Below are 26378 nucleotides of genomic sequence, written 5' to 3' on the forward strand. Positions count from 1 at the left end.
TCCACCGGAACGCCAGAAAAGGAAGCATGAAAGCAAACAAAAGCGTGGCAATCTTCTTGATGGTAATCCTCGGCATGATGAGCGCCGGGGTCGGCGCCGCTTTTGCCCAATCCAGCAGCGGCGGCCGCACGGAAGAAATCGAGATTACCGTCAACCAGTATGTGTGGGAATTGTACGCCAAGAACACACGCGCGCTGGTTTGCACCGCCACCATCGAGCACGATGGGTCACCCACATATTTTGAAACGCTATCGTTCTGCCCGTCGAGTAACTTTATCTGGGTGGTGAAGGTTTCTCCCACGGCCAGCGCCGGATCCGGTTCGCCAACCCCGGCCGCAGCGACGGAAACCAGGCTCATCGATGAAGCCACGCTGTTTAAAAATTACACCTGGCGCTACAAAGAAGCCTTCGAAGTCACGCGCAAAGTCAAGATGAACGTGCCAGACATCGTCGTCTACCTGGCCGCGCCGGTGGGCTACCTGGAAAAACCCTACGTCATCATCTCGGCTTACGAGCCGCTCACCCAGAACTCGATCACCCGCATCAGCGGAATCATCAACCAGACCTCTTACTTCACCTGCTCTGGCAGCCGCTGCGAGGTGCCGTTGAAAGCGGATTCGACCATCGAATACTGGGCCGAAAACAATACCGGAGAAAGCAGCAAGCATAACACCGGAACCGTGCGCTATTCTTTGAGCGAAGCGGGCTATTCGGTGGTGTTGGAAGCGACAACGCCGGTCGCCGATTGGACGGATGCCTGCGCAACGAAATTCGGAATCGACATGCCCTCTTCGGCCGAATGGGCGCGCATGCCCATCACTCCGGCCAAGTTGAACACCTTTAAAACCCTGCATTTTCTCACCGGCAAATTGATCCTCAACAGCCAGGTGGACGCGAGCAGTTGCCCGAGCGGTGGATTTCTGGACAACGGCGCGCCCAATAGCTGCGCCATCGAACTGGCCCGCAGCGCGGTCAACCAGTGGCAGAATCAATTCGACCCCGCCATCTGGAATACCTCGCTGCAAAACGGCGTGCCGGCGCAGTTATTGAAAACCATCATCGAGACTGAATCGCAATACTGGCCGGGCGGCGAACAAAACTACCTGTATGAATACGGACTGGCGCAGATCAACTACCTCGGCATCGACACGGCCTTGCGCTGGGATCCGGTGCTTTTCGATATGGTCTGCAACCCGGGCCAGTACGATTGCTCTCAAGGCTACCTGACCATGCCGCCCGCGCAAAAGGCTCAGTTGAAAGCCATGGTGTTGAGCATGCTCGACACCACCTGCATCGACTGCCTGAAAGGCGTCAACCTGGATAACGCCGCCCAGAGCATCAACATCCTCTCCCGGGTGTTGCTGGCCAATTGCGAACAGACCCGCTTTATTCAATCTTCGGTCACCTCAAAACCGCCCACATACGATGACATGTGGAAGCTGACCCTGGTATCGTACCATTCGGGTTTTGGCTGCCTGCTGAACGCCCTGCAGGACACGCATAAGGCCAACGAGCCCATGGATTGGCAGCATATCTCCGACCACCTGGCGTGCTCGGGCGCGAAAACATATGTTGAATCATTGTGGCAGCGCCTGACGACCTTTAAGTCCTACACCACCCCGCCGGACGATCCCAAACAGCCCACCTTCGTGCCGACCTTCGTGACGCCGACCCCGGTGCCCACCGCCATCCCGGTCTATTCGACCGGCCGGCTGCGCCTGCTGGTGTACGTCGACAGCGACGGCAACCGCACGCCAACGCCCGGCGAACTGGTGGATGGTGTGACCGTTACAGCCGAGTTTTCCGACGGCACCAGCGCAACCCAAACCATCCACAACGGCGAAGCAGTGTTCGATCTATCCACCAAGGGCGTCGGCATGACCATCGAATTGAGCGTGGGCTACCTGTTCCGTTCTTACCGGTTGGTGGTGCCTGAATCGGGTGAAATCCTGTACACCATCCGGCTCGAACAGCCCCTGGTTCCAACGGTCATCCCCTGATGAAAGCCTGAATTTCTATGTCTGACGAACCCCTCCCTTCACCGCTCGAGCCGGAAGAGATCCCGGAAACGCCCCGCTCCGATCAGGACCAGGACGACCTTGGAGATCTGCGCGCCAGCATGATGGAGGAGGAGCAGGCCCGCCTGAAGGCCAAACAAAATTCTGGATTCTTGAAGAAGGTCACCGGCATGCTGCGCCGGCGGACCGGAAGCCTGCCGGGCGCGACCGGGCCCTTAACGACGCAGGAAACGGACGAGCGGATCCCGGGTGAGATCCCGGCGGAACAGGTTGGAGAGGCGCTTCCGGCCTGGGAAGGACCCGCGCTGGTCGAGGAAACGCCAAACCCGGACGATCAGGTCAGCGATGACCTCCTGGCCGAACAAATCGAGAAGGCCCTGACCGATCTGGCAGACCGGGATGAGACCCCGCCGCCCGCGCCGGTTGAACGTGCTCCGCTGGAAACCAGGCCCTTATTCCTGGATGAGGATTTTGAAACCGAAGCTCCGGTTTCGGACGCGCAGGCTGCCTTTCTGCCCGAAGATGTCGAAACCGCTCAGCCCGAAGTTTCGCCGTTCAGCGCCGAAGAGATCATCGCCGAGGCCGAAAAGGAGACACCGGCGCCTGAAGCAGAAATAACAGATCAGGCGGGTGTGGCGGCCGGCGAATCGCTGGAAAACATCCCGGATGCAACCCAACCCGATTCCCTGCGGGCCGAACTGATCCCCGACATGACCCCCGCAGCGCTCGCAACGCCGCGCCCGAAAAGCCAGCCCAACCTCTGGCAGCGGTTTATGCGCTGGCTCAACGCAGACGAAGCGCCGACCGAGATGGAAGATGCTCACCCGGAAGTGGCGGATGAAATGATCACCGACCGCCTGCAGCGGGTGCAATCGAGCGATTCTGTGCCATCCATCCCCGGCCAGAATAGAATGAAGGACCTTTCCACCCCAGCGACCTTCATCGCGGACGAGGCGATGGATGAACAGGCCCCGGAAATCGATGACGCCTCCTTGCTAGAGGAGGAGTGGGCCGGCAAGAGCGGGCCGTCTTCGGATCGAACGCCGGATTCAAACCGCGAACGCGTGCTGCACATCGATTGGGGCGCCACAAAACAAATCCGTGAAGAGGAAGAGTTCGACAGCTCCGCCCAGCCGCAGGACGGAGCAGACCAGGACACCGGCAAGGCGCCGTCGCGGCTTTCCGAAATGGTTGCCCAGGGCATGGAGGAAACCGCTCCGGCCATCGAAGAGGTCCGGTCGGTGGTGTTGGAGGATTATGCAGAAACCGAAGCCGGGCATCCCGGGCTGGAGGTCGAGCCGCACCTGCCGTTCTGGCAGCGCGGCTTCCGTTGGGCGCGCCAGCACATGGCCCTGATCATGCCCCTGGCGGCCGGTCTGGTCATCCTGCTCGCGCTGGCTGCCTTCCAACCCTGGAATCAGGCTCCCATCGCCCAGCCCAATACACCGGTTCCATCCGATTTGCCCTACCCGGTTGGTCTGGAATTAACCGGCGGCTGGTTCTTCGATATCGGCCGCAGCACCATCATCAACGGGGCCTGGCAGCCCAAGGGCGCCGAGTGGCTGGATAACAGTCAGCTCCGGCGTGTGGTGGCTCTGCCGTGGAACAAGCAAAGCGCTGCCGTCATCCAGACTCTGGAGCGCGGGGACCCGATCAACCTGGTTTTCAGCAACAACGACCTGATGCCGTTCCTGGTGCGCAGCGTCGAGCGCCTGGACAAATCGGATACCGAAATCTTCACCGGAAACGATCCCGGATTGGTGATCTTCCTGTATGGCGAAGAGTCCGATCAGCGCTGGGTGGTGCTGGCGCTGCCGAAATAACCCGCAGCCCCGTTCGAATTCACCGGATTCTTTAATGATAGGGTTGCTTGACACCGGTGAGCGATAATATCTAAATATCTTTACAATTTCATACTCGATCCTACGGGAGCGATGAACCCTTCCAGTTTTATCTGGACGCCATGGAATGGGGGAGCGAGTGGCGTAACCGACCGTGGAAAAGCCTTGGCTTTTCGCGGTTTTTCGTTTAAAAGGCGTCCAGACCCAACTCAACATCCATGTAGGAGGAAAACCCAATGAAACGGCTCGTCTTCAGTCTTGCGTTGATCCTGTGTCTACTGGCGGCAGTCGCCGGCCCGGTCTCCGCCGCGTCGAACGGCAAGATGATCGGCATCAACGTTATGTTGAATCGGGATGTCAGCGATAGTATTCTCACCGACCTGGCCACGCACGGCAAAGTGCGCGATGTGGTGGCGGAGATCAATGTGGTTACCCTGCAGGCGGCCGAAGGGGAACTGTCAACCATCCGGTCGCTGCCCTATGTGGCCGCGGCCAACCCGGATGAGGAACGCAGCGGTGCGCCGATCGACACCGTGGGCGCGACAAACTTTACCAATGGCATCAACACCTGGGACCTGGATGCCATCAACGTCACCAATTTGCAGCCCGGACCGGCCCGCGTGGTTTCCTATGATGGAGCCGGTGTTTATGTCGCTGTGCTGGATACGGGCCTTCTGGATTCCTGGCGCCAGTACTTCCCACAGGAACGCATCACCACGCAGTATGCCATCGCTTTTGGCGGCGGCGGCGGTGAGGTGGGTGCGGTCTCCTCACAGCCCAACAAATGGGAACACGACCAAAACAGCCACGGCACGCATGTGACTTCCACCATCCTGGGCTACAACCGGACCGGAGTCTCTGTCAACGGCGTCGCCCCCATGGCCACCATCATCCCGGTTAAAGTGCTCAACCAGAACGGATCGGGCTGGTCTTCGGTGGTCGCGCGCGGCATCGTCTATGTCGCCGACCTGAAAGCCGGACCGCTGGCCAATTCTGCGGTGGTCATCAACATGTCGCTGGGCGGGCCATCCCTGGATGCGATGGAAAAAGCCGCCGTCGATTACGCCGTGAGCAAGGGCGTGATCATCGTCGCTTCGGCCGGTAACGAAGGCGACGCCGGGATGGGCTATCCCGGCGCGTATGCCCCGGTCATCTCGGTGGCGGCCTCCGGTTGGACGGGCGAGTGGTCACCGGCGGGAAATCGTACCTGGTGGTATGCCAGCGACGTTCCCGATCCGACCAATCCGGATGATTTCTACATCACCGATTTCTCCAGCCGCCAACTGGCCGGCCAGGACCTGGATGTGGCCGCGCCCGGTTCGTGGGTGGTCGGTCCCTATCAGGTGAACTCGGGCCAGATCTCGTTCTACTTCCTGGGCGGAACCTCGATGGCCTCGCCGCACGTGGCCGGCATCGTGGCCCTGATGGCCCAGAAAAATCCGGGCCTGACCGCAACTCAGGCGGAATCCATCCTGACCGGCGCCGCCATCCCGCTGGCGCCTGGCTGCCGCACCATCCTGGGCTCATCGGGTGCGAGTGAACAGGTCTGCTGGGGCGCGAACGCCACCGGCGCCGGCTTGATCACAGCCGACCTGGCGTTGACCGCCACACCCTGAAATCCGTTCGGACATTCAAACACCCGGCTGGCATTTTCATGCCAGCCGGGTGTTTATTCATACGGGATACCCACCCGATCTCGATACAATTGGTTTCAGTCGATCAGCCCGGATTATCATTGTAAGTTTCGTATAGTTATTCAATTTCACACTCTCTCACGGTGCGGCGGGGTGGGGGAGTATAATTTTGATATGCCATTTCTCCACTCCCTCCGGCGCAAACTGGAGACGCTGCTTCAATCCCCGGCGCTGTTCGACAGTCTGCTGGGCATTCTGATCGGCATTTTCACCGCCGCCGGGGTCTGGCTGTTCAAACGCCTGATCGACTTGTTCAACCTGTTTTTCTACGGCTGGGGCGCCTCGGTCCTGCCCCGGTTCATGGACATCCTGTTCCCGGTATTGGGCGGCCTGGCGGTGGGCTGGCTGGTGCAGCACTTCGTCGATCCGCGCGGGTTGCATGGCGTGGCCGGCGTGATGGAATCGACTGCCCTGGCCGGCGGACGCCTGCCGGTGCGTGCGCTGCCGGTCAAGACGCTGGCCGCGGCCCTCTCCATCGGCTCCGGGGCCTCGGTCGGCCCGGAGGACCCCTCGGTGCAGATCGGCGCCAACCTGGCCTCCGGACTGGGGCAGAGACTGCGCCTGACAGACGCGCGCATGCGCTCGCTGGTGGCGGCCGGCGCGGCCGCCGGCATCGCCGCGGCATTCAACGCGCCCATCGCGGGCGTGTTTTTTGCGGTCGAGATCATCCTGGGCGAAATCAGCGGCGGACTGCTCTCGACGGTCGTCCTGGCCAGCGTTTCTTCGGCCGTGCTGACCCAGGCGGTCAGCGGCAGCCAGCCGGCTTTCCGCGTGCCGGCCTATGCCTATCACTCGGCGCTCGAACTGCCGGCCTACCTGGCGCTGGGAATCGCGGCCGGGGTAATTTCGATCGTGTACATTCGCCTGCTGGATGGGGCGCGGGGCTGGTTCAAGCGCCTGCCGCTGCCGCGCTGGCTGCATCCGGCCGCCGCCGGCCTGGCCGTCGGGCTGGCCGGGCTGGTTTTACCCGGCATTCTGGGCGTGGGGTACGGCAGCATCGAGGCCATCCTGGGCGGCAAATCCCTGGGCGTGGGCCTGCTTTTGGCCCTGCTGATCGGCAAGCTGGTCCTCACGCCGATTTCCATCGGCGGCGGCTTTCAGGGCGGCGTGTTTGCCCCGGCGCTGTTTCTGGGCGCCTGCCTGGGCGCGCTGACCGGCGTGGTCGGCAACCGGCTGCTGCCAAGTTTGAACCTCGAACCGGCGGCCTTTGCCATGGTCGGCATGGCTGCCGTGCTGGGCGGTGCCGTGCGCGCACCCTTGACCGCCATCCTGCTGCTTTTCGAAATGACCAACGATTACCGCATCATCCTGCCCCTGATGGCCGCAGTGATCACCAGCCTGTTGATCGCTCACTGGGGCGTCGAAGGATCCGTCTACACCCTCGGGCTGCTGCGCAGGGGCCTGCGCCTGGATCGCGGGCGTGAGGTGGAGGTGCTGTCGGGCGTGCGCGTGGATGAGGTCATGGAACGCGAACCGCAGACGCTGCGCGCCAACATGACGCTCAGAGAGGCATCCGCTCAGTTGCTGGCTGCCCACGAGCACGGCCAGGCGGTGATCAATCAGGATGGCGAACTCTTTGGAATGCTGGCGCTCGAAGATCTGGAACGCATCAGACTTCAGGCGCCCAGAGAAGAACTCGACCTCAATGGCGACGCGCCCCATCCGGACAGCCCCCAGAGTTCAGGCGAGATGCTCACCGTCGGCGCCATCTGCACGCGCCGGCCGGTGCTGGCTTTCACCGATGAACCCCTTTCGCTGGCCGTGCAGCGCATGTCGAACGCCGACGTGGGCCGCCTGCCGGTGGTCGAACGCCAGCAGCCCTCGCACCTGGTGGGCATGCTGCGCCGCATGGACGTGGTGCGGGCCTACAATCTGGCGCTCACCCGCCACGCTGCCGAACGACATGCTGCCGGCAAACGCCGCCTGGACGTCTATACCGGCGCCGGTCTGACGGTCAGCGATTTCCTGGTGCAGCCCGGCTCGCACTGTGATGGGCGCACCCTGGCCGAGATCACCTGGCCGCAGAACGGGCTGGTGGCCTCCATTCGGCGCGGGCTGGAAGTCATCGTCCCGCACGGCGAGACCCGCCTGCAGGCCGGGGATGAGATCGTGGTGGTGCACGAAGAGGGGGCGCGCGCGGAGGTCGCGGCGCTGTGTTCGAGGGAGGAGTGAAGCGTGAGGAGTGATGAGGAATGGATATTGGTTAATCGGTATTCGGTATTCGTTAATTCGGTAATCGTTGATTCGGTATTCGCGGATTGGGTATCCTGGATCGATTCGATCGGCCGCGACAAATCCGGATGACACAGGCAACCTCATGGAAGCCGTGGTTAACACGTAGGTCGGATCGGAGGGGGTGGGCGAACGGAATTCGAATCGTGATCTTATCCCCCGGAGATCCGACGTTGATGTGAGATTCGGATCGGAAGGGGTGGGTGAACGGATTTCGAATCGTGATCTGATCCCCCGCAGATCCGGCATTATTTTTCCGGGTTTATTTTCGCAATGCCCCGGGCAGGACGGCCAGATCCAAATTCTTCGCGCCTAAAAAGGCGGCGAAGCGTTCCAGGCCGCGTTGGAACGCGCGCCGGAAGGCCGGGTCGGCGGCCAGGGCGGGATCGTCCAGCCAGAAGCCCATCAGGCGCAGCGTGCCGCTCGAGCGTTCCAACCGCGGATCCAGGCGCGCCACCAGCCGGTCGCCCCACAGCACGGGCAGATTGTAATAACCCCACCGCCGGGTGTCTGCCGGCTTGTAGACTTCCCATACATAATCGAACCCGAACAGCTTCTTGGCCCGGCCGCGCGCGGTGACCATGTCGAGCGGCGCCAGAAAGAGCATCTCCTCCTCGCCGCTGGCGCCCAGGGGCTGCCACGCGGCCGGGTATCCGCCCGCCCGGACGGCCTCCAACGCCGGCTGGTCCTCGCCCAGCGCGTACCAGGGTTCCGATTTGCCTTCCACCTGCACGGAAATGACTTCGCCGCGCGCCAGCATGCCGTCCAGCAAGGTCTGAGCCTCGGCCGGTTCCAGCTTGCGGTTGAGATATCCGGACAACCCGTTGACCCAATCCAGCCGGCGGATCAGCCCCATTTCGGCGATGCGCTTGCGCGCAAAATAATCCACGGCCTCGCTTTCAGTGACGGCGCGTTCGGCTGCGGGCGGAATGACGTGCTCGCGCAGGTGGTAGATGCGCTCGAAACGCTCGCGGTGATGGACCATCACTTCGCCCGTGATCCACAGGGCGTACAGCGCCAGGGCCGACTCCTTGCGCCCGCGGTAGGCGTGCACGCGCCCGCCGCCTTCGAAATCGCGGTTGCCCAGCGGGCCGCGTTCGCGCAGGTCGGCGCGAATGCGGTTCACCAGCTCGGATTTTTCGTCCATGAAGCGCGACCAACGGTTGCCGCTTTTCCAGCGGTCCATGTGCGGCTGCCAGTACGGCAGTTCCTGCATCGGGTAGAGGAAGAGCGCGCCGCCGTAATCGAAGAAAGCCCGTTGTGCGTAAGCGTGTTGTTCGAGATACTCCGGGCGGTAGTCCAGCACGCGGCAAAACAGGTTGATATCGTGGCTGCGGGCGACCACGTTCAACGGGTCGAGCTGCAGGGCTTCGATGGCGCGCACGGCTTCGCCGGTCCCGGCGAGTCCCTGCCAGCGGCGTCCCGGCCATAGTCCCTGGCGCCCCAGGATGAAACGACGGGTATCGATGAGGGTGAGGGGGAGCGGTTGCATGACGCGATTTTAGCACGTTTGTTCGATTGATACAAGGAGGGGGAGGAAGGAAGGGTGATGAGTGAAGAGTGAGGAGTAATGGGGAACAGATATTCGTCAATTCGGTATTGGGTATTCGGTATTTGCGGATTGGGTATCATGGATCGAGTAGATTGGCCGCAACCAATCCGAATGACACAGGCAACCTCACGGAAGCTTGCGCAAATCCACGCAACAGCATACAGCGTACAACGCTATCGAGCGAAATACCGATCCAGAGTTCGATGCAGGCGTGGCGAATATGCAATAACCGCATACCGAATACCGAATACCGAATACCCAATACCGAATCAACGAATACCGTATCCCAAATTCTATCGATCTCCTCTATTATACAATATAATATAGATTATCTTACATAACTCAATCTTTGCCATTGCAGGCCGCAAAAAGGCCCTGAAAGGCCCCCTGCTCGAGGGACGGGACCGGATTTTATGGAGGAAGAACCGGTCCCGTCCATGCTACAATGAAGATCGACATCGGGTGATTCCGCACAGGAAGATACGCGTGATTTTTACAGGAGGCAGCCTATGACCACCTACCGTAGTGTCCAACGCATCATCCACGCCAGTCCGACCCTCGAAGGCGCCGGCGTGCATCTCAAGCGCGCCTTCGGCTTTCACGAGCCGCATGTGTTCGATCCCTTTCTGCTGCTGGACGATTTCAGGGGCGAAAAACCCGAGGACTACATCGCCGGCTTTCCCTGGCACCCGCACCGCGGCATCGAAACCATCACCTACGTCATCGAAGGTTCGGTCGAGCACATGGACAGCGTAGGCAACTCGGGCGCCATCCGCCCCGGCGACGTGCAGTGGATGACCGCCGGCAACGGCATTTTGCACCAGGAAATGCCCAAACCCAATCCCGAAGGCCGCATGGGCGGCTTTCAACTGTGGGCCAACCTGCCTGCCAGCCACAAGATGATGGACCCGCGCTACCGTGAAGTCTTATCCCCGACCATCCCCGAGGTCAGCCTGGACGGCGGCGCGGTGGTGCGCGTGATCGCCGGCGTCTTCAACGGCGTGCGCGGCCCGGTGGCCGATATCGTGATCGACCCCTTCTACCTGGACGTGATGCTGCCGCCCGGGGCGGTCTTCACCTGCCCTACCCCCGGCGGGCACACCGTATTTTCCTATATCTACGCCGGCAGCGGCAATTTTGCCCCGACACCTTCCGCAGTCGAGGTCGAGCCTGGGAATTATTTCGATCTGCCGCTCGACCCCCTGCCCCACAACACCTCGCTCGTGCTGTTTGGCCCGGGCGAAGCCGTGCGCATCCGGGCCGCGGAACAGGAAACCCTGCGTTTCCTGTTGATCGCCGGCCGCCCGCTCCACGAACCGATCGCCTGGTACGGCCCGATCGTGATGAACACCCAGGCCGAGCTGACCCAGGCCTTCAAGGAGCTGCAGGCGGGCACTTTCATCAAAACCGGTAAGAAAAAGCAGTAGAATCACGTATATACGAAATTTCAAACCTGGATTAGGGATTTTTCAAGTCCTTTTCAGGCCCTTGGGTTGAAAAAACCGCCTGTTGTGTCATTCCTGCAAGCGAAAGCGAGCGCATGAATGAAAGCCGCCGTTTATCACCGTTATGGACCGCCGGAGGTTCTATCCATCGAGGAGATCGCCGCGCCTGAGATCCAGGCGGAAGGCCATGAAGACCGCGTGCTGATCGAGGTGCACGCCGCCGCAATGAACCCATTCGACGTGCTGCACCGCAGCGGGTTCCTGCCCGTGCGGCCTTCGGCGGGCTGGTTTGCGCCGAAATACCCGGTGCTGGGCATCGACGTGGCCGGGACGGTAGCCGCGGTGGGCAAAAACGTCACCCGGATGCAGGTCGGCGACGCGGTGTACGGCATCTGCCTGGGCACGCACGCCGGGTTCGTGCGTGCGCACGAACGGACCGTGGCAAAAATGCCGGCCAACCTGACCTTCACACAGGCCGCCGCCATCCCCACCGCGGCTTTGACCGCGCTGCAGGGGCTGCGCGATTTTGGGCAGGTCGTGGCCGGTCAAAACGTGCTGATCAACGGCGCCTCGGGCGGGGTCGGGCATTTTGCCGTGCAGATTGCCAAATCTTTCGGCGCGCAGGTCACCGCCGTGACCAGCACCCCCAACCTGGAATGGATGCCGGCGCTCGGTGCGGACCGCTGGATCGACTATACCCGTGAAGATTTCACCCGCAGCGGTCCTAAGTACGACCTGATCTACGATGCCGTGGCGAAGCGCAGGTATTTCGAGTGCAAGCCGGCGCTGACGCCCAGCGGATTGTACCTCACCGAGAATTCGCTGAAGCCCAAATTCCAGTTCTTTCAGGTGATTTTCAGCCTGCTACGCGGCGATCAGCGCGTGCGCACCCACATGGCGCGGCCGAACGCCGAGGACCTGGATTTCTTGCGCTCGCTGGTCGAGGATGGGAAGCTGAAGCCGGTGATCGGGAAGGTTTACCCGTTGGATGAGATCGTCGCGGCGCACCGCCACCTGGAGGGCGGCCACGCCAGGGGCAAAATTGTGATTCAGGTGGCAGACTAGCCGAAATCAGCGCTCGGTAGCCCACCCGGGCCGCGGAAAAGGAAGCCCGGTGGCTCCGGTCGATCACCGGCCGGATCGATATCCGAAATATTCCCGGGGGTCAACTTCCCCCCTGCGCGAGGTTTCATTGTACAATTCCTTTTCGTAACCAATCATCGCAGGGGATATCAAATTATGGACCTTGTATCTCGGGAAAAAGAGTTGGCTCTGTTGTCCGCCGCGCTGGATCGAGCGCAGGCGGGTTCGTTTCAAATCGTATTCGTGACCGGCGAACCCGGCGCGGGCAAGACGGCCCTGGTCGAAACCTTTATCGAACATGCCCGCAAGCAATACCCCGATTTGTTGACCGGCGAAGGCAAATGTTTCGAGATTTCCGGCGCCGGGCAGGAGCCCTATTCTCCCTTCCTGAGCCTCCTCGACGGCATATACACCTCGCCATCCGTCAACGCCGGCTGGATTCTGCTGACCCGGGCCATGGCCGACCTGGCCCCGGATTGGCTTCAGATTCTGCCGGCCGGCAACGTGGCCGCGGCGGTCATCCGCAGCATCCAGTGGGGGCAGCGCGAATTCGGCGACAAGGGCGAAGGCATCGACAAACAGCGTCACATGGTCCAATTCGCAAATATCCTGCGCCTGGCCAGCAAGGATCACCCCGTGCTGTTGTGGGTCGATGATTTGCAGTGGTCCGATAACGCCTCGCTCGACCTGATTTCCTTCCTGGCCGACCAGATTTCGACCGAGCACATTCTGCTCATCTGCGCCTTCCGCCCGACCGACGTGGCTTCCCCCACCCCGTTCGGCCCGCACCCGGTGCGTAAACTGGTCAGCCAGCTCAAGCAGCACGCCAGATGCAGCGAGATCAAGCTGTCGAATTTCACCCTGGCGAATACCGAACAATACCTCGAATTGCGCGAACACCACCTGCCCCGGGCATTCATCAAACGCCTGTGGCGCGAATCGGGCGGCAATCCGCTCTTCATCCGCGAATATCTGGCCCTCCTGCACGCCAAACATCTGACCCAGCGCGAGAAGGGTTACTTCATCCTTGCCCAACCCGAAGTGGAGGTGGAAATTCCCCCCTCGGTGGAAGCCGTCATCCACCAGCGCCTCGACCTGATCGCCCAGGACCTGAAACACCTGCTATCCTATGCCAGCGTGCAGGGCGAGCGCTTCACATCGCACGTGCTGACCGGCTCGCTGGGAACGACGGCCGAATTGCCGGTGCTCGACGCGCTCGACCGCCTCGAATCCGATTACAAATTGATCTCCGAACTCGAGGACAAGCAACTGGTGGTCAAATTCGGCGCGGGCTACAAGTTCGTCCACGCCCTGATCCAACAGGTGCTCTATAAGGAACTGTCCGGCAGCCAGCGCCGCCTGCTGCACCTGACCATCGCCCGCCTGCTCGAACAGTTGTATTCGACCGAGGCGCCCGCGTACGCCACCGAGCTGGCCCATCATTACGAACTGGGTGGCGATATTCCGCGCGCGTTGGATTACTACCATCAGGCGGTCCAGAATGCCCTGGCCGTGCAGTCGCTGGACGACGCCGGCGAAGCTATTGCCTCGATCCAGCGGCTGGCTGAACTCATTCGCGATCGGCTCTGGCTGGCGCGGGCCCTGCTGCTCCAGGCCGAGACGCTTTTCTGGAAGGGTGCTTACAGCAGCGCCGTGGATACCACCCGGGAGGGCGAGCGGCTTTGCGAGGAACTGCGCCAACCGGTGATGCACGCCTATTTCCATTACTGGCAGGCGCGCTCGCTGCGCTGCCTGGGGCGCATCAGCGAATCGGTCGAGACCGCCAAACTGGCGCTCGAACTCCTGACCGGCCAACCCGACACGGCCCGCCTGGCGGGGCTGCTGCATGCCTACCTGGGCAGCGTCAGCGATTCGCTTTCCCTCGACGACCAGCGCCAGCACCTCCTGACCGCCCTGGAAATCGCCGACCAACACGGCCTGCCGGACGTGCGGGCGCGCGCATTGATCGAACAGGCCTGGATTGCCATCAACCGCCTCGACCAACCCCAACAAGCAGTGAAATTTGCCCAACAGGCGGCCCGCGACGCGCGCGAACACAATCTTCTCAACGAACAGGTGAGCTGCCTGCGCCTGGAAGCCTTTGGCTACCTGCGCCTCGATCAGGGGCATGAAGCTTTTTCGAAGGATGAGGAAGCGGTCGCCCTGGCCCGCCAGCACGGCCTGCCGGTGGCGCTGCACCTGGCCCTCTATTCGCAGTCCTTTTCGGCGGCCTGCGGGTTGGGCGACCTGCAACGCGCCCTGCAGGCTCTGAGCGAATCGATCGCCATTGCCGGCCAATATCACTTCCCGGTCAGCCGCAACCTGTGGGGCCAGTGGTTCAACCTCAATTTCAGCCTGGGGCGTTGGGACGAAGCGCGCCGGGGACGCGACAATTTGTACGCTTCGCTCGGCTCCTCCTACCAGCGCGGCCTGGGGTACGATTACTGCCTGCAGGGCCACCTGGCCTTTGGCCAGGGTCAACTCGAACAGGCCATCGAGTTCTATCGAAAATCCATCGCCATGTACAACCGCTACAGCCCGGATGAGCGCGATACCCGCAGCGTGGAACCTTACCTGGGCGCCGCGCTGGTGAAAATGGGCCATTGCGACTCGGCCCGCGAGATCGTGCAGCGCGCGCTTACCTACTGGGATGGGCGTTACCCGGCCCGCCACGCCAACTGCCTGCGGATTCTGGCGGACATCGACCTGAGCGCCGGGAAAACAGAAGAAGCCATCCGTCAATTGCACGCCGCCGAGAGCGCTGCCGCGGGCGCGGCGGCCGAGTACCCCTGGCCGGTTCAGCCCCAGATTCAAACCAGTCTGGCGCGGGCCTGCATCGCGGCCGGGCGCGGCGGCGATGCCATCCAATCCGCCCTCGCGGCGTACCAGAGTTATTCCGCCACCGGGCACTTCCTGCGCGGCGAGGCGGCTTACCTCGCCGGGCAGGCCTACGCGACGGACGGCAAACCCGAACTGGCCATCGGTTACTTCAACGAAGCGCGCGATACCCTCGAAAAACTGGGGTTGAGCGACCCGGAGAAGGCCGGTTAGGGCGCGAGGCGTAAAACTTTTTATATGCTTTTTCGTATATGGTGTATAAAGAGGTGAAAAAATGAGCTTTCTCGGCAATCTTCTCTGGTTCCTGCTGGGCGGTTTCATCCCGTTCCTGCTCTATCTGGTGGCCGGCATCGTGCTGTGCGTTACCATCATCGGCATTCCCTTCGGCGTGCAGTGCTTCAAGCTGGCCGGTCTGTCTGCCTTTCCCTTCGGCAGGGATGTCGAAATCGGGCAGTTCGGCGCCTTCGGCCTGATCGGCAACATCCTGTGGATCATGCTGGCCGGCTGGGAACTGGCCATCACCCACATCGTGCTCGGCCTGATCTTCTACATCACCATCATCGGCATTCCCTTCGGCCGGCAGCACTTCAAACTGGCCCGGCTGGCCTTTGTGCCGTTTGGAGCGACGATCCGGTAGAAAAGTCTGATATTCGTTGATTCGTCAACTCGGTATTCGGGGATCCGTGAGAAGAAGGATGCAGATTTTCCATCCTTCTTCTTTTTTTCTCTTCTCCGGGATATATCGCGGACACAGCCTGGAAATGACCGATCGCCGCCAACGAATTCGTCGTTGGGCCCTTACGCCGCCCGGGAATCCCGGAGGTCCTCAATGTCTCCGTGGTGAAACCCTCTTCCGCCACTCAGCCTTCCACAAACATACACCTATTTATTCTTCTCTCATCCATAATTTTCTTCTCCGTGTCCTCCGTACCCTTACGGGCATAATGTCTCCGTGGTGATTACCTCCCATCCATGCTTTCAGGAACCATTCCAATACTTATTTCGTCTTATTTCTCATATTACATCCTCTTCAGGAGAGACTCACATCATGAAACGCTTCTTCTTTATCGTTATCCTGTTCAGCGCCTTCAGCCTGTTGATGGCCGGCTGCCTGCCGCTGGCAACCGTTCCGGTATCCTCTTCCACCAGCGCACCCGTCGAACCGACCGTCGAAGTCCTGCCCGTCGAACCGGACGGAGGCCCGGGCAACACCCCGGCCACCGGCCAGCCGGGCGATCCCACCCAACCCCTGACGGAGTCGATCGTCGCTTTCGTGGGGCAGGACGGCAACATCGCGCTGCTGAACGTCGCCAGCGGCCAGAAGACGCCGGTCACCAGCGACGCCGCCACGTACGGCCCCGACAATTCCACCCCGGTGGTGATCTATCAGAATCCGAAATGGTCCTCGGACGGGCGGTACCTGGCCTTCGAACGCCAGGTCGGCACGCCCAGCAAGGAAGGCTTCGACTTCGCCTACGCGCTGCTGGTCTATGATTTCGAGAGCGGCGAGACGCGCGTCGCGCAGGACGGCCTGCAGACCGCCGGCTTCGCCTGGAAACCGGGCACCCACCTGCTGGCCTTCGGCCTGGCAGTTCAGCCAGGCTACTTCGTCACGCGCGGCGGAGTGGACTCGAGCCTGGCTACCGGCATCTCAGCGGTGGACGTCGACACGCTGAGCGGTTCGCGCCTGGTGGCGCCGGAGAACGGCTTTGCGCTGGTCAATCCCAACTGGTCGCCGGACGGCCGGATCCTCAGCTTCGAAGAAGTGAATTATATGGAAGGTCGCGGCAACTTCGCCTTCTACGATTTCACCGCCGGCGCGTTTACGCACTGGGATAAAGCCATCGGCTCGGTGAGCTGGGCGCCGGACGGCAGCAAACTGCTGCACGACAACCTGAACTACGCCCCATCTTTCAGCGAGCGCATCTTCGAAATCAACCGCGACGGCTCGAACGAACGCCAACTCACCCCGGACGCCGAGAACGCCTACGCCTACAATCCGCTCTACTCCCCCGACGGCAGCCAGATCGCCTATATCGCCGCCCGGGGCCAGGATACCGACACGACCGCCGCGCTGATGGTCATGCCCGCTTCCGGCGGCGAGGCGCGCGAACTGGCCAGCCAGGCCCAAATCTATACTCTGGCCTGGACTCCGGACGGCCAGAACCTGCTCGCCTCCACCGGCAACTATCCGGACCTCAAGGTCACCCTGATCGCGCTGGCAGACGGTTCGCAGACCGCGCTGGCCGACGGCTGGCAGGCGGTGATGCGGCCGTAGGCAATTTGATGTTTTTTCGGATGTTTTCGATTTTGGGTTGAGGGCAGTCTCTTTCGTGTTACACTCGCTCCGCGATCGCAATCCGATGACAAGAGAGGGAAACACAGCATGATTACGTTCGAGAAATTCGAAGAAAGAGACATCGAAGTCCTGACCCCGATCCTGAAGCGGGCTTTCGATGAGGACACGCGAATCCATTTGAACCGGCCGGAAGGCGGTCCGGAGGGATACGCCAACGGCGAATTCCTGCGGAAATGGGCCTTTCACGAAGGCGTCACTTCCTTCAAGATCCTGGTGGATGGCAAGACCGCCGGCTCGACCTTCCTGTGGATCAACCCCCAGACCCACGTGAACTTCCTGGGCAACGTCTACCTGGATGTGGTCTATCAGAACCAGGGCCTCGGGCAGCAGGTCTGGGAGAAGATCGAGGCTCTATACCCGGATACCCGGGTCTGGCAGACCGAGACCCCCGGTTTTTCACGCCGCAACCATTACTTCTACGTCATGAAATGTGGCTTCAAGATCGTCCGGATCGAGAACCCCAGAGACTTGCTCGAAGCGAATTACATCTTCGAAAAAGTCATGCAGTAAACGGGTCATTCGATCCGGGGAAATTCAAAAGGACGGGCTTAACACCCGTCCTTTTTCTTTCCGAATACCGGATTACGAATCAACGAATACCGGTCTCACCCTTCACTCCCTACACATTCAGGTTTTCGCGTTCCTTCACCCCAAACAGGGAAGGCGGTAGCAGGACGAAGACCAGGTTGATCAGGATGCCGAGGATGGCCGAGAAAACAATGGCCGGGATGCCGTTCGGGAAAATGCCGGGGATGACGAAGGGGAACAGCCCATTGGGCAGCGCAATCGAACCGCCGATGCCGGACACCAGGATGATGGCGCCCACCGCCAGCTGGCGCGGTTCGAACAGGTTGACCTTCTCGGACTGGATCAGCGCCACGCCTTGCATGCCGATCACGCCGAACAGGTAGATCGACAGCCCACCCACGACCGCGGTCGGGATGGTCTGCACCAACGCCGCCAGCTTGCCGATGAAACCGAGCAGGATGGCCATGACGCCGGCGGTCATCAGCACCGGAACCGAGTAGTTGCGGGTGATGGCCATCAGCGAGTTGTTCTCGCCGTAGTTGGTGCCCGCGCAGCCGCCCAGCATGCCCACCACCAGGTCGTCGGCGCCGTCGGCCACCAGGTTCAGGCCGATCAGTTCCTTGATCTTGAGCGCCGGGCGCTTGAGTTCATTGGCCAGCGCGTCGATGTACAGGCTCATCTGATACAGGTGCGCCGTGCTCTCCGGGACCGTGGCGATGGCGATCAAGGCGATGCTGATCACCGCGCCCCAGGCGCGCGGATCTTCGAAGGCCGGCAACGTAATCCGGGGAGCCTGCACCCAGTGGGCTGTGGCAATGGCTGAATAATCGATGATACCGAAGGCCGCCGCGGCGCCGTAACCGACGATGGCCCCGAAGAGGATCGGCAGCATACCCAGCAGTCCCTTGCCATTCAGGTAGACCGAGAAGCCCACCGTGACCAGCAGGGTGATGAAGGCCACCGGCCAGTGCGTGCCGGCGTTGTTCAATGCCGTGCCCGCGAGCGCGATGCCGATCACGATCGCCAGACAGCCGGTGATGATGGGCGGCAGCACCTTATCCAGCGCGGCTTTGCCCACCCGCATGATCAACAGGCCGATCAGGATTTCGACAATGGCCGTGCCCAGGATACCCACCTGCACAATGCGCACCCCCGCCGGGCAGTAGGTCGTGGCCGGGTTGCTGAAACAGTCGTTGGCGTACAGGCTCATGACCGTGATGACCACGGCAATATAGCTGAAGCTGGAGCCGTAGTACATTGGAATTTTGCGTCTTGCCACCAAAAGGGCTATTATTGTGCCGACGCCGGAGGCCAATAAGGTCACTCCGACGTCGAATTTGGTGAGCAATGCAACGAGAATCGTTGCGGGGAACATGGTCAGGACTTGCTGGAAGCCCAGGCTGAGCATTGCGCCCAACGGGGGGGTGTCGGCTGGCATGTAGCCAACCACCTTGATCGGTTTCTCATCGCTGACAGTGGCCATTTTTGTGCTCCTCCCAAAGCATACTACTAGTTTACATCTTGTCCATACAGGGTCAAGCCGGCGCCGACCCAAATTCGCGTAATTATACAGATGAATGGCCGGAACGCAAGGCAGTTGTCAGACCAATTTTCTGAAAAAACCGGCGTAAAACCGGCACCTGTGGCAAAAATGCGGTAAATCTGCCCCTTGTCACCGGATATCGATCAAATGAGAATTCTTAAAATATGGTGAGGGAGATGAATTGGCCATCCAGCATTGATGCGGATCGGATTAGAAATTCTTGACTTTTTTGGGAAACCTGCTATTCTTGATTCAAATATATTTAGGATAAATATATGCCTGAACCGGTTTCTGACAACCTGCCCGCCCATTTTCCGCTTTCGCCAGCGGCGTTTTCGATCCTGCTGGCGCTCAAAGGCGGCGACAAGCACGGCTACGCCATCCTGCGCGAGGTCGCGGGACTCTCAGGCGGCGAAGTCCGCCTGCTGCCGGGCACGCTCTACAACCTGCTGAAACGCATGCTCGAGGACGGCTGGATCGTCGAAATGGACGAACGGCCCGATCCGGCGCTGGACGACCAACGCCGCCGTTATTACCGCCTGAGCGGGTTGGGCGAGCGGGTGCTGCGCCGCGAAACAGCCCGCATGGCAGGCTTGGTGCGCGCCGCGCGCCAGCATGGCCTGGCGCCCCGGGCGGATGAGCCATGAACGCCTCACGCTGGTTGGAGGGACTGGGATCCCTCTACCGCGGCCTGCTGCGCCTGTACCCGGCGCCCTTCCAACAACGCTTTGGCGCTGAAATGACGCAGGTCTTTGACACGCTGTGCCGGCAGGAATACACCGCTGCTGGCGCGGACGGAGCGCTGCAATTGGGACTGCTGGCCCTGGCCGACGGGTTGCATTCGGTCGTCCAGCAGTGGTGGATCAGGATATTCCAAAGGAGACCCGCCATGGAAATAACGTCTTCCGATCTCCACTCAGGCGTCTCGCCGCTATCCCCCTTCCAGGCGGGGCTGGCGGGGCTGCCGTTCGCGGCTTTTGGCCTGGCGAACATTGTCGAACGGTTGTTGCCCTTCCCGGTGATCGCCGCGCCGCCCGGGCTGCTTGGTCTGGCGCAGATCGTTTTACGATCCCCCTACCTCTGGTTTGGCATATTTTGCCTGATTGGCCTGGGGATCGGGCTGGCCAAAGGTTTCCCGCGCTGGACGGCATCCTACCTGGGCTGGTCGGTGCTCTTTTGCTGGTGGTGGTCGAATCTCGCCGCCAATGCGGAGCGTTGGGATGAGAAGGTCTGGCGCGCACTGCCGGGCGTGGTGCTGCTGGCCATGCTGCTGCTGGCGGTGCTGCTGCGCCGTTCCTGGCGGCCGTTGAGGGATATACTGCGCAGCCTGTGGCAGGACTGGACGCTGGCTTCTTTTGCCGTTTTTACCTTCTTTGCCTTCATCTTCGTGGTATACGACGAAAACCATCACCCCCTGCTGCTGCTCTTTATCGGCACCTCAGCGCTCATAGCATCGGCCGGAGTGTGGGCGTATTTCAGGTTGAAGTCCTCCATCCCGCGCGTGCTGGCGCTGGCCGCCAGTCTACTGGTGATGGCCGTTCTGTCGACCTGGAGTTACGCAACCTGGGATTACCGCGCCTATTACAACCTGCCGGCCGGCCCAACGGTCGAATGGCAGACGGTGTGGACCACGCTGGTTGTGGCGGCGGTGATGCTGGTTCCCGCGCTGGCCGCCTGGCTGCGCCGGCGCGCCCACAGAGCCGCTCCCGGATGATGGCCCGCGAGCATCAGAGCCGCCGAATTACAAGCGCCGGCAGCCATCGGATGAACGTATACTGCCAGGCGCTACTCAATTCCGGCGGTTTCCACGATCGCGGCGTGGCGTTCGTTCAGGCGCTGCAGCTCGGTGTGCGTTTTGGATTGTAATTGTCGCAGCGCCCCGCCAGCCGATTCGATCCGATCGTAGGCGAGGCGGGCCTGCTCGAGTGAATTCTCAATTTTCGACTGCACAATCCAATCCACGATCAACCCGTCGAAGAAATAATCGGCAAAGGACTCGAGACCGCCGATCTCGATGCTCAGCGGCGTACTCTGCTGCACGTCGGCCAGCTCGCGGGTAAAGCGGTTCATCTTCACCTGCACGGCCCGCATCGCCTCGCGAGCCTCGTCGATGCGCGAGTGCTTGACGGCGGTGCTGAGGAATCCGCCGCCCAGCATATCCCAGGTCCCCCAACCTTCGGCGCTTTCCAGGGCTTCGATCACCCGCTCCAGACTGAAATGCACTTCGCCGGCCGCCGAAATGGCCTCTTCGATCTCGCGCTTTTCGGCGTTCCGGTCGGCGATTTGCTGCGCCAGGTGGATCAACTCCCCGGCGACCTGCGGGTTTGACTGGCGGAGTTGATTTTCCTTCTCCGCCATCAACGCCGCATATTCACCTTCCACTCCCTGCAGCTCGCGTAGCTGCCCCTCCAGGCGCGCCTGATCCTCGAGCAGCCCATCGATCACCCGGCGGGCCTGCTGGTATTTCAATTGCGCCGCCAACAATTCCTGCCGCTCCCGTTCGACCTGCTGTTCCCGGCTGCCCAGCACCGAATAGAACAGGCCGCTCAGGCTGAAGCCTTCCAGCCGGTCGACATCCACCTGTTCCTTCTTGAGTTGCCCTTCCAGCCGCTCCAACAGTGAGCGTTTTTCTTCCAGGTTGGTATTCACCTGCCGGATATCCTGCTCGATTTTTGTCTTGAGTTTTTTCTTTTCGATGATCTGCGTCAGACGGTCAGTGATGTGGGATAGCATTCAGATCCTCCAGCGGAAAAATGGGCATAGTCATGATCTATATACGCAGGTGGGGGAAAATTCGTTGCCTGCGCTTTTGGGTTCGATTTTATTAAGTTCTTGCCTGGAATTTTGGAGGAGAAATCAGCCTTCCCTCTTGCGCCCTTCCGACTTTGCTTTGGCGGCCGTTTCGAGGTACTGGTCGAGCAGGGCTTCCCGGCCCGCCTGGCGGATGCTTTCGCGCGGCAAAATGAGGAAATCGCGGCTGTCGCGGCCGAAGATCAGGACGATGGCCTGCTCGTTGCGCAGCACGCGCTTGACCTTCGACCATTCCACGTCCAGTGTCGCGCCGCCCGGGCCGATCAGATGCACCGCCTCGGGCTGCAGCGCCAGTTGAAAATCGCGCTGCCACCAGCGGTTGATCCACGGGTCGATCATGGGCAGAAAGAGATAGATCGCCACCAGCACGACCAATGCCAGCCCCAGGCCATACAGCGTGGCGTACAACTCGGTCGGCGCAGGTGTCTTGCCCTGCAACCAGGGCAGCAGCTTATCCCAGATGCTGGAAATCGAAAAAAGCACCACGATGACGACGATGAACAGCGGCCGGCTGCTCTTGATCATGCGCAGGCGTTGGGCCGAGGTGATCGTCGCGCGGTCGAATTTGAGCGGGAAGGGGTCGGTGGAGGACATGGGAATGCTGAATGATGAATGCTGAATGCTGAATGATGAATGAAAGAGGGTTCAACATTCATTGTACCCGAGAATGCGATTTTGTAGCCGCGGGCCTGTGTGCCCGCACCCGAAGGGCGCCTGCACTTCCGGCCGAAGGTCGACACAGGCCGGTATTGAGGTTACCGAATCACCGGAAAGCCAACCACCCCCCTTCGACAGTCCGGAGCGTTTTCCCGAAGGGTCGCCCGATGGGGAATGGATTTTATCCGGCTGCGCCCGGATGGACGTCAACCGACTCAAGTGATCATCCGAATGCCCCGCACAATCGGTTGCTTATTTAGATCGAATGACCTACAATACTGCAATTGATTCACTCCACAATAACTGTAGTAATTCATTAAGCTTAGGAGAGCAAAATGGGATGGTTGGACGTTCTTGACCTTGGGTTGGATGTCGTGCAGACTGTTCAAATTCATAGCATAAAGAATCAACTCAACAATATGCAGTCTGGCCAGGTAAATGAGCAAATCCGCGCTGGAATCATCGAAACTTATAAGAACTTCGTTTTTTCAGTGAATCAAGACTTAAAAGAGATCCAAAAACGCGTCCAGGAATCTCCCAAGCAGGTTCATGTCGTATCCCTCATTCTCGAATGGCGATTGAAGGAATCCGGTATCTCACCAGAAGTGTTCAAAGATCTGTCGGATAAAGAGTACCTGGCAGAATTGATCTCCGGAATCAAAGAGGTAAAGAATCAATCTTTCCAATTGTTGAATGCAACTGACCGGAGTCAGGCGGAACGGGCAGCCCAGGATATTATCGATGTGCCCGCGCTGGATGCATGGATGAAATCACGCGGCACCCTTAAGGAATTGAAGTCGGCCACAGAAGATTTGGAACGGATCACCAAATCGAACCGGATGAAAAAGAAGTCGGCCTTCCTTTCACTCTTCGCAATTGTGTGTGCGTGTGTTCTCAGCACAATCAGCCCGGCTGCTATTGTGCAAACGATTTCCTGGATTTTATTGATTGGCGGGTTGGTGGTTGGGGTCTATTCTCTTATAACCAGGAAAAAAGGCAAGGAACGAACCTTAACGACCACGATTCGATTGCTGGAAGATGATTTACCTCCCAGTGAAGACTTAGATCGACTGCAGCGCTCCTTTGGGAAAATGTCGATATCAGAAGCTCAGGCTTTGCGGGAACGCAAAATTGCCGCCATCCAGGCCTTCATGGGGTCCTTTAAAGGCTACGAAAATATAAGTATGATCCCCTAACTTTTAAGACCTCGCTATTTCGGGGTGCTGGCCATTCCGTCGACCTGGGGTTACGCCACCTGGGATTACTGCGCCTGAAAAATGGGTGTACAACGTTCGTTGTTCCCGAGATTGAGATTTTGTAGGTGCGTGCCTGCACCCGAAGGGCGCCTGCTCTTCTGGCCGAAGGTCGACACGCAGGTCGACCGCTACGGAAAAGACCCACCGACCGTCATTCTTTGTAGCCGCGGGCCTGTGTGCCCGCATCTGGAAGACGCTTACACCCGAAGGGTGCCCGCTCTTCCGGCCGGAGGTCGACAAACAGGCCGGTATGGATCCGACGTTTTCTTGCGACGGCTGTAATGATGGGTTTCGGGGTGGAAAATTGTTCAATCCGGATGACGGGTGAATCCCCACCCCTCAACCCATCCTACGCGATACGCCGATTTCAATCTGAATTATGGATTGCTTTTTTCAGCCGCACTGTTTACGCTTAGCTAATTACTTTTCTTTACATTCATCACGCGCTGTTTCCCAGGTGGGTCACATCGTTCAGGCGCACGATCACGCGCGCGCCGTATGCATCCAGCCGCAGGTGCGTCAGCGAGCAGGGTTCGATGTCCAGGCTGGTGGCGTCGATGCGTTCGTCGTTGAGCCCCCACCACCACTGGACGATGATCGCCAGCACCACGTAATGGCTGACGATCACGGCGCGCTCGCCCTCCAGCGCCTCCATGAACGGTTCGACGCGCTGGCGCACCATGCGCCAGCTCTCCCCCTTCGGATACGGCACCCAATCCTGCCAGGGTTTCGATAAGGGCTTGCGCATGGCGCGGGCTTCGTCGCGCGTGCGGTAGGCCGCCAGGCCGTTGTTGATGTCGCGCAGCGGGTGGGCGGCCACAGCCGTCTGCCCGATCTGCGCGGCGATGATCTCGGCCGTCTGCCGGGCGCGCAGCAGGTCGGAACAGTAAAATTCGAACGGCCCCCCCTCCAGCAGCCCTGCCAGGCGCCGGCCGGTGCGCCGGGCCTGATCGTACCCGAGCTCGGTGAGGGGCACATCGGTCCACCCACCGGTCAGGTTGCGTACCAGGTGTTCCGCCTCGCCGTGGCGAATGAGAAATAGCTCTTTCAACGCCGTCATGCCCGCTATTGTAAACGAAATTGGTCCGAAATGGGAATCTTCAGGGCCGATTCAGCCTTCGGGATCTCCCAAGCGGGTCCGGAACCGATCCATGAAAATCAGGGGCGCGGGACTAGCGGTTCAACGCCGCGTCGGGGTTGGCCGCGGCCTTTCGGCGCTGCTCCACCGCGTCCAGGAAGGCCGTGCGGTCTTTCTTCCAGGCCTTTTCGAGATCGGGGGTAAAGCCGGCCAGCGCCCAGGGCGCGCGTTCATAGATCGCCCGCACCAGTTCATCCGCCTTACTCTCCTTGTTGCCGGCCTCGATCGTCATCTGCCCGCCGAAGCGGTCGAACACCTTGGCCACGAAGCGCTTGCTGACCGGGATACCGTAGGTGCGGTAGGTGGTGACATGTTTATAGATCCAGGCGATATCCTCGAAGCGCGCAGCCTGCAAATCGGAGCCGGGCGCAAACACCAACCAGTTGGCCGTAAGGTGGGCCTTGCCGAGCGTCAGGTGGTTGCTCGTCATCTCACCCTCGATGCGGCTGATGACGAAATCGACGGGTCCCAGGCGCGCCAGGCGTCGGGCGATCGGATGTTCGTTCGGGTCGCCGCTGCGCCGAATGCCCTTGACCAGCCCCACGACGCAGGCCGCCAGAACCCCCAGCCCGATGACGATGCCCAGAATCCCGTTCAGGCGGAAATTACCGGTCTCGAGCATGAAGGGCAGGAACACGCCGGTCAGCTCCGGTTGATCGGTCTCGATGCTCTGGACGATCTCGCGGTACTCGTCGTCCGACATTTCGGCCAGCCACCCGGTGAATGTGGTCTGCTCCACCGCTTCCCCCGGCACCTTCACCAGCAGCAGGCGGTCGTTCTGCACCAGGGCCAGGTAAGAATTCTCCACCGTCTCCTTGCCGGATTCCTGGTTCACGTACTGGATGCCGGTGTCATAGACCTCTTCACCGGTCACGGTCACCCAGTAGCGCTGCGGCTGGCCGGCGCCGGTGTAGCCGGTCACTTCGTCGGCGGTCACGGGGGCAGGACCCAGGATGAAATTATAGAAATAGCGCGTGTTCAGCGCTACCAGGGCGAGAACAGCCAGAATCCCAACGACGCTGAGCGCCAAAAGGGTACGGTTCGAACGGCGGATTGCTTTGGTGACGATTCCTTCGAGCATGGAACATCCTCTGTTTTCGATGGTGATGAGGGTATGGACTGCTCCGAACCGGTCGGAACATTAAGGGATGATTAAAACAAGCCATTTTATCATGAAAAACAGCCCAAATGGCAACCCGGCAATCCCAGGATGGGACCGCGCCACACATAGCCCGGACTGCTGGAGGGATCGATTGGATAGCAGTTCACTCCTGCTGCCATCCTTTCCAGCGCATTCGAATCCTTACAATTTTGTAATTTCACCAGCCCTCCCATTGGAAAAACGGTTTTTCCGAACCCGGCTATAATCGAAATATCCCTCGA

Annotated in this window: 19 protein-coding genes; 13 read left to right on the forward strand and 6 right to left on the reverse strand. The window is 60.4% G+C overall.

Features of this window, described 5'->3' with window-relative positions; all coding sequences use genetic code 11:
- Positions 1–26: 26 nt before the first annotated feature.
- The 4 genes from LARV_RS18890 to LARV_RS18905 all read left to right on the forward strand — a co-directional run bounded on the left by LARV_RS18890 (position 27) and on the right by LARV_RS18905 (position 7725).
- Positions 27–2000 carry a lysozyme family protein gene (locus LARV_RS18890; protein ID WP_075075371.1) on the forward strand — a complete coding sequence of 658 codons (1974 nt, stop codon included), beginning with the start codon at positions 27–29 and terminating at the stop codon, positions 1998–2000.
- A gap of 17 nt (positions 2001–2017) precedes the next feature.
- Positions 2018–3841, forward strand: coding sequence for a hypothetical protein (locus LARV_RS18895; RefSeq protein ID WP_075075372.1), 1824 nt, complete (start codon positions 2018–2020; stop codon positions 3839–3841).
- Positions 3842–4095: 254 nt separating this feature from the next.
- Entirely contained in the window at positions 4096–5475 is a 1380-nt protein-coding gene (locus tag LARV_RS18900; protein ID WP_075075373.1) for a S8 family peptidase, read from the forward strand.
- 192 nt (positions 5476–5667) lie between these two features.
- Positions 5668–7725 carry a chloride channel protein gene (locus tag LARV_RS18905; RefSeq protein ID WP_075075374.1) on the forward strand — a complete coding sequence of 686 codons (2058 nt, stop codon included), beginning with the start codon at positions 5668–5670 and terminating at the stop codon, positions 7723–7725.
- Positions 7726–8047: 322 nt separating this feature from the next.
- Here LARV_RS18905 and LARV_RS18910 read toward each other — a convergent pair whose 3' ends face one another.
- Positions 8048–9277 (reverse strand): winged helix-turn-helix domain-containing protein, encoded by a 1230-nt coding sequence (locus tag LARV_RS18910; RefSeq protein WP_075075375.1) that lies wholly within the window; start codon positions 9275–9277, stop codon positions 8048–8050.
- A 569-nt stretch (positions 9278–9846) separates the two neighbouring features.
- Between LARV_RS18910 and LARV_RS18915 the strand changes: the two genes are divergently transcribed.
- The 6 genes from LARV_RS18915 (at position 9847) to LARV_RS18940 (ending at position 17572) form a co-directional block, all read left to right on the forward strand.
- A complete protein-coding gene (locus LARV_RS18915) occupies positions 9847–10764 on the forward strand; it encodes a pirin family protein (protein WP_075075376.1) in 918 nt (305 codons plus the stop codon).
- Positions 10765–10881: 117 nt separating this feature from the next.
- On the forward strand, positions 10882–11847 hold the full coding sequence (locus LARV_RS18920) for an NAD(P)-dependent alcohol dehydrogenase (RefSeq protein WP_075075377.1): 966 nt from the start codon (positions 10882–10884) through the stop codon (positions 11845–11847).
- A gap of 174 nt (positions 11848–12021) precedes the next feature.
- Positions 12022–14916, forward strand: coding sequence for an ATP-binding protein (locus LARV_RS18925; RefSeq protein ID WP_075075378.1), 2895 nt, complete (start codon positions 12022–12024; stop codon positions 14914–14916).
- A gap of 61 nt (positions 14917–14977) precedes the next feature.
- Positions 14978–15340 carry a YccF domain-containing protein gene (locus tag LARV_RS18930; protein WP_075075379.1) on the forward strand — a complete coding sequence of 121 codons (363 nt, stop codon included), beginning with the start codon at positions 14978–14980 and terminating at the stop codon, positions 15338–15340.
- A 411-nt stretch (positions 15341–15751) separates the two neighbouring features.
- Positions 15752–16981, forward strand: coding sequence for a TolB family protein (locus tag LARV_RS18935; protein WP_075075380.1), 1230 nt, complete (start codon positions 15752–15754; stop codon positions 16979–16981).
- A gap of 108 nt (positions 16982–17089) precedes the next feature.
- Positions 17090–17572 carry a GNAT family N-acetyltransferase gene (locus tag LARV_RS18940; protein ID WP_075075381.1) on the forward strand — a complete coding sequence of 161 codons (483 nt, stop codon included), beginning with the start codon at positions 17090–17092 and terminating at the stop codon, positions 17570–17572.
- Between the two features lie 109 nt (positions 17573–17681).
- On the opposite strand, the gene LARV_RS18945 is transcribed toward LARV_RS18940, so the two are convergent.
- Positions 17682–19073: a uracil-xanthine permease family protein gene (locus tag LARV_RS18945; protein ID WP_075075382.1), complete on the reverse strand. Its 1392-nt coding sequence runs from the start codon at positions 19071–19073 to the stop codon at positions 17682–17684.
- A 335-nt stretch (positions 19074–19408) separates the two neighbouring features.
- On the opposite strand from LARV_RS18945, the gene LARV_RS18950 reads away from it, so the two are divergent.
- Positions 19409–19780, forward strand: a complete 372-nt coding sequence (locus tag LARV_RS18950) for a PadR family transcriptional regulator (RefSeq protein ID WP_075075383.1) — start codon at positions 19409–19411, stop codon at positions 19778–19780.
- Complete coding sequence (locus tag LARV_RS18955; RefSeq protein WP_075075384.1) at positions 19777–20847, forward strand: hypothetical protein; 1071 nt, start codon at positions 19777–19779, stop codon at positions 20845–20847. Before LARV_RS18950 ends, LARV_RS18955 begins: the two co-directional genes overlap by 4 nt.
- A gap of 71 nt (positions 20848–20918) precedes the next feature.
- Here the strand turns inward: LARV_RS18955 and LARV_RS18960 are convergent, their stop codons facing one another.
- The gene (locus LARV_RS18960) at positions 20919–21866 is read right to left on the reverse strand and encodes a hypothetical protein (protein WP_075075385.1); all 948 of its coding nucleotides are present in this window, start codon (positions 21864–21866) and stop codon (positions 20919–20921) included.
- Positions 21867–21989: 123 nt separating this feature from the next.
- Positions 21990–22538 (reverse strand): YcxB family protein, encoded by a 549-nt coding sequence (locus LARV_RS18965; protein ID WP_075075386.1) that lies wholly within the window; start codon positions 22536–22538, stop codon positions 21990–21992.
- Positions 22539–22936: 398 nt separating this feature from the next.
- Between LARV_RS18965 and LARV_RS18970 the strand changes: the two genes are divergently transcribed.
- Complete coding sequence (locus LARV_RS18970) at positions 22937–23797, forward strand: hypothetical protein (RefSeq protein WP_075075387.1); 861 nt, start codon at positions 22937–22939, stop codon at positions 23795–23797.
- Between the two features lie 499 nt (positions 23798–24296).
- Here the strand turns inward: LARV_RS18970 and LARV_RS18975 are convergent, their stop codons facing one another.
- Together LARV_RS18975 and LARV_RS18980 are read right to left on the reverse strand one after the other, a co-directional pair.
- Positions 24297–24917, reverse strand: a complete 621-nt coding sequence (locus tag LARV_RS18975) for a histidine phosphatase family protein (protein ID WP_075075388.1) — start codon at positions 24915–24917, stop codon at positions 24297–24299.
- A 112-nt stretch (positions 24918–25029) separates the two neighbouring features.
- Positions 25030–26076, reverse strand: a complete 1047-nt coding sequence (locus LARV_RS18980; protein WP_075075389.1) for a DUF6709 family protein — start codon at positions 26074–26076, stop codon at positions 25030–25032.
- Positions 26077–26378 lie beyond the last annotated feature (302 nt).

This window comes from Longilinea arvoryzae (assembly GCF_001050235.1).
Taxonomy (GTDB): Bacteria; Chloroflexota; Anaerolineae; order Anaerolineales; family Anaerolineaceae; genus Longilinea; species Longilinea arvoryzae.

Excerpts from the sequence above, each read along its gene's own strand:
- LARV_RS18890 (WP_075075371.1), top strand. The coding sequence starts at position 27 with ATGAAAGCAAACAAAAGCGTGGCAATCTTCTTGATGGTAATCCTCGGC.
- LARV_RS18895 (WP_075075372.1), top strand. The coding sequence starts at position 2,018 with ATGTCTGACGAACCCCTCCCTTCACCGCTCGAGCCGGAAGAGATCCCG.
- LARV_RS18900 (WP_075075373.1), top strand. The coding sequence starts at position 4,096 with ATGAAACGGCTCGTCTTCAGTCTTGCGTTGATCCTGTGTCTACTGGCG.
- LARV_RS18905 (WP_075075374.1), top strand. The coding sequence starts at position 5,668 with ATGCCATTTCTCCACTCCCTCCGGCGCAAACTGGAGACGCTGCTTCAA.
- LARV_RS18910 (WP_075075375.1), bottom strand. The coding sequence starts at position 9,277 with ATGCAACCGCTCCCCCTCACCCTCATCGATACCCGTCGTTTCATCCTG.
- LARV_RS18915 (WP_075075376.1), top strand. The coding sequence starts at position 9,847 with ATGACCACCTACCGTAGTGTCCAACGCATCATCCACGCCAGTCCGACC.
- LARV_RS18920 (WP_075075377.1), top strand. The coding sequence starts at position 10,882 with ATGAAAGCCGCCGTTTATCACCGTTATGGACCGCCGGAGGTTCTATCC.
- LARV_RS18925 (WP_075075378.1), top strand. The coding sequence starts at position 12,022 with ATGGACCTTGTATCTCGGGAAAAAGAGTTGGCTCTGTTGTCCGCCGCG.
- LARV_RS18930 (WP_075075379.1), top strand. The coding sequence starts at position 14,978 with ATGAGCTTTCTCGGCAATCTTCTCTGGTTCCTGCTGGGCGGTTTCATC.
- LARV_RS18935 (WP_075075380.1), top strand. The coding sequence starts at position 15,752 with ATGAAACGCTTCTTCTTTATCGTTATCCTGTTCAGCGCCTTCAGCCTG.
- LARV_RS18940 (WP_075075381.1), top strand. The coding sequence starts at position 17,090 with ATGATTACGTTCGAGAAATTCGAAGAAAGAGACATCGAAGTCCTGACC.
- LARV_RS18945 (WP_075075382.1), bottom strand. The coding sequence starts at position 19,073 with ATGGCCACTGTCAGCGATGAGAAACCGATCAAGGTGGTTGGCTACATG.
- LARV_RS18950 (WP_075075383.1), top strand. The coding sequence starts at position 19,409 with ATGCCTGAACCGGTTTCTGACAACCTGCCCGCCCATTTTCCGCTTTCG.
- LARV_RS18955 (WP_075075384.1), top strand. The coding sequence starts at position 19,777 with ATGAACGCCTCACGCTGGTTGGAGGGACTGGGATCCCTCTACCGCGGC.
- LARV_RS18960 (WP_075075385.1), bottom strand. The coding sequence starts at position 21,866 with ATGCTATCCCACATCACTGACCGTCTGACGCAGATCATCGAAAAGAAA.
- LARV_RS18965 (WP_075075386.1), bottom strand. The coding sequence starts at position 22,538 with ATGTCCTCCACCGACCCCTTCCCGCTCAAATTCGACCGCGCGACGATC.
- LARV_RS18970 (WP_075075387.1), top strand. The coding sequence starts at position 22,937 with ATGGGATGGTTGGACGTTCTTGACCTTGGGTTGGATGTCGTGCAGACT.
- LARV_RS18975 (WP_075075388.1), bottom strand. The coding sequence starts at position 24,917 with ATGACGGCGTTGAAAGAGCTATTTCTCATTCGCCACGGCGAGGCGGAA.
- LARV_RS18980 (WP_075075389.1), bottom strand. The coding sequence starts at position 26,076 with ATGCTCGAAGGAATCGTCACCAAAGCAATCCGCCGTTCGAACCGTACC.